The organism is Microbacterium umsixpiens, from assembly GCF_053543675.1.
On record NZ_JBLVOH010000038.1, the window covers coordinates 26,766 to 31,706 of the forward strand.

Sequence of the window (4,941 nt, forward strand, 5' to 3'; positions counted from 1 at the left end):
GTTCCCGAGGCCGCGCTGCGGATGCGCGTCAGACGACGGCCGAGCTCGCGCGGGCGAAGAGCGTGGGCGTCATCGTGATCGTGCGGTGCGTGTGGTCGGCGGGGTCGGCGATCTCCTCGTAGAGCACCTGAGCGGCGGTGCGCCCCATCTCGTGTCCCGGCTGGCCGACGCTGGTGATCGGGATCGAGCTGTCCTGCGCGAAATGGTTGTTGTCGTAGCCGACCACCGCGATGTCCGAGGGGACATGCATGCCGGCCAGCTGCATGGTCTGGATCGCTCCCGCGGCGAGGGCGTCGGCGGCGGCGAACAGTCCTTCTGGGCGCTCGCCGACGGGGCGCGAGCTGAGCATCTCGCCGAGCGCATAGCCGCCGCGCACGGTGATGCTGTGCGTCTCGATCGTCTCGAGATGGGCATCGGCGACCTCGGCCACCGCCCGCTGCGCTCCGATGTGACGCTGGGCGATCGCGGAGAGTGAGAACGGGCCTCCGGCGAAGGCCAGGCGCCGTAGACCCTGGTCGAGCAGATGCCTGGTCGCGAGGTAACCGCCGAGTTCCTCATCGACGACCACACCACAGGCGTCGTCGTCTCCCGGCCAGTTCACGTGCACGACCGGCATGCCGCGATGGCGGGCGGCGCGAGCGGCATCGAGCGGTGCGTCGAGAGGGGCGAGGAGGATGCCCGCCACCTTCGCCTCCTCGAACACGCTGATGTAGGAGTCCTGCTTCGCGAGGTTCACGTCGCTGTTGGCGAGGAGGAGGCGGATGTTGTGCGCGTCGAGCTCTTCCTCGACGCCGCGCGCCATGTCGACGAAGAACGAGTTGCCGACGTCGACGACCACGAACCCGACGGTGTCCGCTCGTCCGGTGACGAGGGAGCGGGCCGCGTTGTTGCGCACGAACCCGAGCTCGTCGATGGCGTTCAGCACGCGCTCGCGCGTCTCCTGAGCGACGATCTGCGGATTGTTCAGCACGTTCGACACCGTGCCGAGGGCGACGCCCGCGTGCCGGGCGACGTCAGCCATCACCGGGCGGGGCCGACTCGCGTCGGGGGAGGTGTTCATGTGTTCGTCGTCCGTTCGTCACGAATTGCCATTTGCATCTTGGAGCGCTTCAAGCGTACTATCTGAAGCGCTTCAAGTGTGTGATCAATGCGGCTCGCCCGTTTCAAGGAGGAAATCATGAAGCTGACCACAGCACGGCTCTGGAGACGCGGTGCGATCACCGCCATCGCCGGAGCATCGGCTCTCGCACTCACCGCATGCGGCGGCGGCGGGGGATCGACGGCGGGCACGGACTCGCTGTCCCTGTTCGTGAACGTCGAGAACACCGAAGTACCCGCCATCCTGGAGACCCTCGCCGGTGAGGCGTGCTCCGCCGAGGCCGACACCCTGCCGCTCGACGTCGAGACGGTGCCGCAGTCGAACCTCGACCAGCAGCTGCAGCTCAAGGCCGGCCAGGGCGACCTGCCGGTGCTCTTCAGCGCGGGCAACGCTCCTGCGCTGACCAAGACCCTCGCCGATTCGGGCAACGTCGCCGACTTCGAAGAGATCCTCACCGACCTCGACGTGATCGACAACATCGAGCCCGCGGCGATCTCGACCATCGAGAACCTCTACGGCGGCTTCCGTGTGCTGCCCTTCGAGTACAACGTCGAGGGCATCTGGTACAACAAGGCGATCTTCGCTGAGCAGGGCATCGACGAGCCGCAGACCTTCGACGAGCTCACCGCCGCCGCCGCGAAGCTCGAGGCGGCCGGCATCCAGCCGTTCTCCGCGAGTGGCGAGCAGGGCTGGCCCATCACGCGCCTCATCTCCGGCTACCTCTTCCGCGACCTCGGTCCGGACGCACTGCAGAAGGTCGCCGACGGCGAGGCGAAGCTCACCGACCCCGAGTACGTGGCCGCCGCGCAGGCGATCGCCGACCTCGGCGCCGAGGGCTACTTCGGCAAGGGCGTCGGCTCCATCGACATGGCCACCAGCGAGAACCAGTTCCTCAACGGCTCCGCCGCGATGTTCTACATGGGCTCGTGGTTCCTGAGCCAGGCCAACGACCCCGAGGTGAACCGGATCGGCGCCGAGAACGTCGGCTTCATGCCGTTCCCGGGCGTCGAGGGCGGCGCGGGCGACCGTTCGCAGCTCGCCGCCAATGTGGGCCTTCCCATCACGATGAACGCCAAGGCCGTGAACGACGACACCGAGGCGTGGCTGTCCTGCATCACCGAGAACTACGGCTCCGTGGCGCTCGAGCAGGAGAACCGCGTGTCCGGTTTCGCGCTGAACACCGAAGTCACCGATGTGCCGCCGCTCACGCAGCTCATCCAGGAGCAGGTCGCCGACACCGAGACGACCGTCCTCTGGTTCGAGGCGCTGTTCTCTGCGGAGGCCACGACCACGAGCCAGCGCAACGCGGCACCGCTGATCACCGGCAGTGTCTCCGCCGAGGAGTTCATGTCGATGATCCAGGCGGACCTCGACTAGCGAGAAAACGAGAGGGGCGGCGTCCCCGCGCGCCGCCCCCTCATCCTTCAGGAGAACGAATGCAGAACGTGCTGGGCGACCGCAAGGCGATCGCCATCCTTCTAGGCCCCGCCTTGCTCATCTACTCGGTGGTGATGCTCATCCCCGTGTTCTGGTCGCTGGGCTACACCCTGTTCGAGGGCAACGCCATCGTCGGCTTCGAGTTCGTCGGCCTCGACAACTTCGTCCGGCTGATCGGCGACTCCGAGGTGCACGCCGCGCTGCTGTTCACCCTGAAGTACGCCGCCGTCGTGACCATCGGGCAGGTCCTGCTCGGGTATCTGCTCTCGCTCCTCTACGTCTTCGCGCTCAAGCGCGCCTCCGGCCTCGTCCGGACCCTGGTGTTCTTCCCCGTCGTGATGCCGACGGTCGCCGTCGCGCTGCTCTTCCAGCAGCTGTTCTCGATCGCGCCGACCGAGGGCGTCGTCAACTCGATGCTGTCGGGCCTCGGCGGAGTCCCCGTCGACTGGTTCGGTGACGGCGCGAGCGCGTTCATCGTCATCGCGATCATGGACATCTGGCGCTCGATGGGCTTCTACGGCGTACTCCTCTACGCCGGCCTGATCGACATCCCCGAGGATGTGCTGGAGTCGGCCCGCCTCGACGGTGCCAGCGGATGGAAGCTCGTCCGCCACGTGGTGCTGCCGCTCTCCGCCCCGGTGCTGATCTCGTCGCTGATCTTCTCGGTCAACGGAACCCTGAAGGTGTTCGACAGCGTGCTCGCGCTGACCAACGGCGGTCCGGGCACCTCGACCAGCCCGCTCACGATCTCCATGTTCGACAACGCCTTCACCTACGGCAACTACGGCTACGGCTCGACCATCGCGATGCTGCTCACCATCATCTGCCTCGTCGTGACCGTGTTCATCTTCCGTGCCAATGCCCGCACGGCGAAGAAGGGAGGCGTGGCATGAGCGCGTCGACACCCGTATCCCGCCGTGCGACGAGGATGCTCCGCCGCACACCCATCTGGCTGCTCGTCGCCGTGCTCCTGGTCATCGTCGGCTACCCGCTGATCTGGCTGCTGCTGGGCTCGTTCAAGAGCCAGCGGGAGTTCCTGGAGTCACCCACCTGGGCGCTGCCCGAGCAGTGGAACTTCGACAACTACATCGTCGCCTGGGACACGGCCGGTCTCGGCCAGTCCCTCTTCAACAGCGCCATCACGGTGCTGCCGTCCCTCTTCCTGATGCTCCTCCTCGGCACCGCTGCCGCCTTCGCCCTCGAGGTGCTCGTGTGGAAGGGACGCAACGGGGTGCTCATCATCTTCCTCGCCGGCATCATGGTGCCGACGCAGATGATCCTGCTCCCGCTGTTCAGTACCTACTTCCAACTCGGGCTCACCGGCTCGCTGTGGCCGCTGATCATCACGTACACGGCCACCGGCCTGCCGCTGACGGTCTTCCTGATGGCGACGTACTTCCGGGCGATCCCGCGTGAGGTGTTCGAGGCGGCGACGCTCGACGGCGCCAGCATCTACCGGCAGTTCTTCTCCATTGCGCTGCCGATGATGAAGAACGGGCTCTTCACGGTCGGACTCGTGCAGTTCTTCTTCTTCTGGAACGACCTGCTCATCGCGCTCACCTTCGCCAACTCCGGCGACCTGCGCACCCTGCAGGTCGGGCTGCTCAACTTCAACGGCCAGTTCGGCACGACCCAGTACGGTCCGCTGTTCGCCGCCATCAGCATCAACGTGTTCGCCCTCCTGATCATCTACCTGGTGCTCAACCAGCGCATCCAGAAGGGCCTGACGGCCGGAGCGGTCAAGGGATGAGCGCGCCCACCTCTGAAAGGACGTTCGTGAAGGTCTCCGCTCCCCGGTTCGAGCACATCGACGACACCCTCGGGATGGGGGCTCGCACGCCGCGGCTCTCCTGGAAGACCGAGGCGCCGGAGGGCTGGACGCAGCACGGGTGGCAGCTCGAGTGCGAGCGCGCGGACGGCACGGTCATCGCCTCCGGTACGAATCCCGATCAGGTGCTCGTGGCGTGGCCGTTCGAACCGCTCTCCTCCCGGGAGCAGGTGCGCGTGCGGGTCCGCGTCCGCGGCGAGGACCAGCGCTGGTCGTCGTGGAGCGAGCAGGCGACCGCCGAGGCTGGCCTGCTGGATGCGGCCGACTGGATCGCGGCTCCCGTCGGCGCGGCGTGGCCGGAGACGCCGGACACCGACCGGCGACCCGCACTCGTCCGGCGGACCTTCCGCGTCGATCGCACGGTCGTCCGCGCACGCCTGTACGTCACGGCGCACGGACTCTACGAGGCGGAGATCAACGGCGCTCGCATCGGCGATCACGAGTTCTCGCCGGGGTGGACGAAGTACGACGAACGTCTCGTGTACTGGACCTTCGACGTCACGGACCAGCTCGTCGAGGGGGACAACACGATCGGGGCCTGGCTCGGCGACGGCTGGTATCGCGGTCGTGGCGGGTT

General features: G+C 67.0%; 5 protein-coding genes. 4 read left to right on the forward strand and 1 reads right to left on the reverse strand.

Annotation, left to right across the window (positions count from 1 at the left end):
• Positions 1-28: 28 nt before the first annotated feature.
• Positions 29-1,060 (reverse strand): LacI family DNA-binding transcriptional regulator, encoded by a 1,032-nt coding sequence (locus ACNPM4_RS03975; protein WP_448984765.1) that lies wholly within the window; start codon positions 1,058-1,060, stop codon positions 29-31.
• Between the two features lie 117 nt (positions 1,061-1,177).
• On the opposite strand from ACNPM4_RS03975, the gene ACNPM4_RS03980 reads away from it, so the two are divergent.
• From ACNPM4_RS03980 to ACNPM4_RS03995, 4 genes are all read left to right on the forward strand, one after another.
• Positions 1,178-2,476, forward strand: coding sequence for an ABC transporter substrate-binding protein (locus ACNPM4_RS03980; RefSeq protein WP_372468995.1), 1,299 nt, complete (start codon positions 1,178-1,180; stop codon positions 2,474-2,476).
• Positions 2,477-2,535: 59 nt separating this feature from the next.
• On the forward strand, positions 2,536-3,429 hold the full coding sequence (locus tag ACNPM4_RS03985; protein ID WP_215070205.1) for a carbohydrate ABC transporter permease: 894 nt from the start codon (positions 2,536-2,538) through the stop codon (positions 3,427-3,429).
• Positions 3,426-4,286: a carbohydrate ABC transporter permease gene (locus ACNPM4_RS03990; protein ID WP_167634612.1), complete on the forward strand. Its 861-nt coding sequence runs from the start codon at positions 3,426-3,428 to the stop codon at positions 4,284-4,286. The genes ACNPM4_RS03985 and ACNPM4_RS03990 overlap by 4 nt, the downstream gene beginning before the upstream one ends.
• Positions 4,283-4,941, forward strand: a 659-nt coding sequence (locus tag ACNPM4_RS03995) for an alpha-L-rhamnosidase N-terminal domain-containing protein (protein ID WP_448984766.1), incomplete at its 3' end; no start/stop codon positions are given. The genes ACNPM4_RS03990 and ACNPM4_RS03995, both read left to right, overlap by 4 nt.

Bases quoted from the DNA above. Each gene is read 5' to 3' on its own strand.
- ACNPM4_RS03975 (WP_448984765.1), bottom strand. From the start codon at position 1,060: ATGAACACCTCCCCCGACGCGAGTCGGCCCCGCCCGGTGATGGCTGAC.
- ACNPM4_RS03980 (WP_372468995.1), top strand. From the start codon at position 1,178: ATGAAGCTGACCACAGCACGGCTCTGGAGACGCGGTGCGATCACCGCC.
- ACNPM4_RS03985 (WP_215070205.1), top strand. From the start codon at position 2,536: ATGCAGAACGTGCTGGGCGACCGCAAGGCGATCGCCATCCTTCTAGGC.
- ACNPM4_RS03990 (WP_167634612.1), top strand. From the start codon at position 3,426: ATGAGCGCGTCGACACCCGTATCCCGCCGTGCGACGAGGATGCTCCGC.